This is a genomic window from Bacillus sp. JJ1503 (genome assembly GCF_036965125.1).
Classification (GTDB): Bacteria; Bacillota; Bacilli; order Bacillales; family Cytobacillaceae; genus Cytobacillus.
In genome coordinates this window covers 1-3,220 of the sequence record NZ_JBALOZ010000506.1, presented here as the reverse complement: position 1 = coordinate 3,220, position 3,220 = coordinate 1, and the positions used below count along the sequence as shown (strand labels likewise).

Here is a 3,220-nt window from a genome sequence, read left to right as displayed (position 1 = left end):
AATGAATAGGACACAGAATCCGTTATTGATGAAAAACTTGAAGAAAGTAGCCTTCTTTTCATCAAACTATCGTAAAATTAATACGAAAAGTAAGTTTTCAAGGAGGATTTTACAATGGCTGAACACCATTTTCATTTAAAAGCACATTGGCCAGGGCTTAGAAACGATGTGGGAGTAATCGAAGCTGGTCAATTGAAGACAAAGGTTTCCATCCCGCCAGAAATGGATGGTCCTGGAATTGGAACTAACCCGGATGAAATGCTACTTGGAGCCGCTGCAACTTGCTACATCATTACTTTGGCTGCTATGATGGAACGCAGTAAGCTAGAAAAAGTTGATTTGTCAATGGAATCTGTAGGGATAGTTGATGTAACAAAAGGTGTGATCACTTACAAAAAAATCATTCACCGCCCGGTTATCATTCTAAAACGTGAAGCAACAGAAAAAAATGAAGCTTTAGCTCTAAAATTAGCCCAAAAAGCAGAAACTTCCTGTATGATCTCCCGAGCATTAAAAGGCAATGTTGAAATTGAATTAGAGACAACAATCATTAGACAGTAGTGACGTCTATCCTTTGATTTAAAAAACACTTAGTTGACCAATGCGGCTGTGGGGGGCATGTGCTTAGAGTATGGAAAAAAGAATCGAACATTTAGGGGTACTATCGGAATTTATCCAAGGTCAAGTTATTCTCAACTATTATGAAGATGACGATTTCCTATGGAAAAGAGAAGGTTTTCATTTCGACTCAATCCTTGTGACTAATGAACAACTTATCTTTAAACGGAAGGATGGCTTTAAATACACCATTTGTTTACAGGAATATCCGGATTTTTTTATTAATAGTGCTTTTCAGCATTATTTCACACTAAGAAAAACATCAGGCAAATTAGATATTTACTTTCCACATAATTAGAGGAGGGCGAACAGCAACTACTGTTTGCTCTTCTTTTTTTCACTTAATCTAATCTTCGCTGTCGAAATCTCCTAATTCTGCAGAATTCCGTCTTGTTTTGATAGCTTTTGTCATGTTGCAGGAAAAAGGGATAGCCTTTGCTGAATAACTCTTACATAGAAAAATTAACTCGGAAAGGCCTTCCGAAATATTCATAACGACTAAAGACAGAAAGGGATGGAGAACCAATGCCAAATCAATTCGTTAAAGCCTATACGATTAAGGAAGTATCAAAATTGATAAATATACCCCCTGGAACACTGCGGCAATGGGAAAAGGATTTAGATGGACTGCTAGTAATCCCCCGCTCTAAGCAAGGGGCACGATTCTATACGGATGAGGAAATCAAACTACTTGAAACCATTAAGCAGATGCGCAATAAAAACTTAAGTAAGGAAATGATTAAAGATTTAATTTCCCAACATAAGGTTTCGGAATCACCTTCCGAATCAATCGAAACCTCACTGGCTCCCATTTCGGAAGAAATCCGCAGCAGAGAGGAAGTTCCGGATATATCCATGGTTTATGGAGCAATGGAATCCTTTAGAAATCAGTTAATTGATGATGTCAGAGCGGAAATTCGGACAAGCATTCGCAAAGAAGTTTTGGAAGAGGTAAAGAAAGAAATTTCGAAGGGATCGCTTCACACCGTGAAAAGTCTATCTGACTCCATATATAAATCGAATGAAAAGACGAAGCTTGAAATCCACGAGCTTTCAAATCATATACATAATGCTTCGGAACATACTTCCGAATCGCTCGAAGCTCTATCGAAAAGGGTTACGAAAGCTTCGAAAGGCACTTCCGAACAGCTGCGCTCTTTAGTTCATCGTGTTACAGAATCTTCTGAAGCGGCTTCAGAAGAATTTAAGACGATGATTCATTATATCTCAAGTTCTGCCGAGGTTACGCATACGGAGATTAGTGCGTTAATTGAAACTCTGAACACTGATAGAGAAATCTACATTGAAACGATTACGCGCGAACGGGAGCAATATTGGGAAGATGTCCATCAGCGGGAAATGATGTTTCAAGATTTAATCGTCAGCTTCCGAAAAGCTGCAGCTGCTGCAGAGAAAGTTGAAAAACCATGGTGGAAGTTCTGGGGTTAACAAAAATCTGCAGCTTTTGATGAATTCTCTATTTCCGTCTAAATCAATGAGATATTTGGACAGGATTTGGGTAAACAACTGAAGCCTGTCCAGTAAACCTAGTTATTTGGACAGGTTTTGCATAAAACACTGAAACCCGTCCAGTAAACCTCATTATTTGGACAGGTTTTGGGTAAAACGATGAAACCTGTCCGGTAAACCTGATTATTTGGACAAGTTTTATAGCATTTCCTAACTACTGCATCAAATCTACCTTTATTTCATATTCGTCCCGTAAAAAATTTCGTCCATTTCTATTGTGAGCTTCTCTGTGATTTCCTCTACTTCCTCAGGGCTAAGGGTGTCCTTCGTGTATCCAAAGAGGTAATTATTCAAATCGAAATCTCGAATGCGGCATTTTGTATGGAAAATATGTGACTGATAAATATTGACATCAATCATGTCAAATTCATTTTTGATTTCCTCAGGGATGTAGTTTTGGATCGAGCTTATATTTTGATCAATAAAGAGCTTTTGTCCATCTTTATCCCGTGTAAATCCGCGAACGCGGAAATCAATTGTCATAATATCTGTATCAAAAGAATGAATTAAGAAATTTAATGCCTTCAAAGGAGATATTTCCCCACATGTAGATACGTCAATATCTGCCCGAAACGTGCTAATTCCTTCAGAAGGGTGATATTCAGGATAGGTATGAACAGTGATATGGCTTTTATCAAGCTGCATCACAACTGATTCCGGCAATGGTCCTGGTGTTTCTGAATAGGATTCAATCGGAACCTCAACAACTGGGCCTTCAGAAACAAGTAAAGTTACACTTGCACCTTGTGGAACAAAGTCTTGTTGGGCAATATTCAATACATGAGCTCCAATGATGTCTGAAACATTCTTAAGGATTTTGGTTAGCCTTTCGGCGCTATATTCTTCGTCAATGTACTCTATGTAAGCCTCTCTCTCTTCCTTCGTTCTTGTATAACAAATATCATACATATTGAAACTTAACGATTTTGTTAAGTTATTAAATCCATGCAGTTCAACTCGTTCATCCGGAGTTAAGCTCAAAATCCATTCCCCCTTATTAATTATGAAACATTGTAAATATTGTTATATTGCCCAACATCACTTCCATCCATTAGTTTTTATAAAACAAAAC

General features: G+C 37.9%; 4 protein-coding genes. 3 read left to right on the top strand and 1 reads right to left on the bottom strand.

The annotated features are described in order from the left end of the window. Positions 1-114 precede the first annotated feature (114 nt). From V7149_RS25975 to V7149_RS25965, 3 genes are all read left to right on the top strand, one after another. Positions 115-561 carry an OsmC family protein gene (locus V7149_RS25975; protein ID WP_335348439.1) on the top strand — a complete coding sequence of 149 codons (447 nt, stop codon included), beginning with the start codon at positions 115-117 and terminating at the stop codon, positions 559-561. 70 nt (positions 562-631) lie between these two features. After that, positions 632-916 (top strand): hypothetical protein, encoded by a 285-nt coding sequence (locus tag V7149_RS25970; RefSeq protein WP_335348438.1) that lies wholly within the window; start codon positions 632-634, stop codon positions 914-916. Positions 917-1,143: 227 nt separating this feature from the next. Continuing rightward, the gene (locus V7149_RS25965) at positions 1,144-2,067 is read left to right on the top strand and encodes a MerR family transcriptional regulator (protein WP_335348437.1); all 924 of its coding nucleotides are present in this window, start codon (positions 1,144-1,146) and stop codon (positions 2,065-2,067) included. A gap of 255 nt (positions 2,068-2,322) precedes the next feature. Here V7149_RS25965 and speD read toward each other — a convergent pair whose 3' ends face one another. Further along, complete coding sequence (gene speD / locus V7149_RS25960) at positions 2,323-3,129, bottom strand: adenosylmethionine decarboxylase (protein WP_335348436.1); 807 nt, start codon at positions 3,127-3,129, stop codon at positions 2,323-2,325. Between the last annotated feature and the right edge of the window lie 91 nt (positions 3,130-3,220).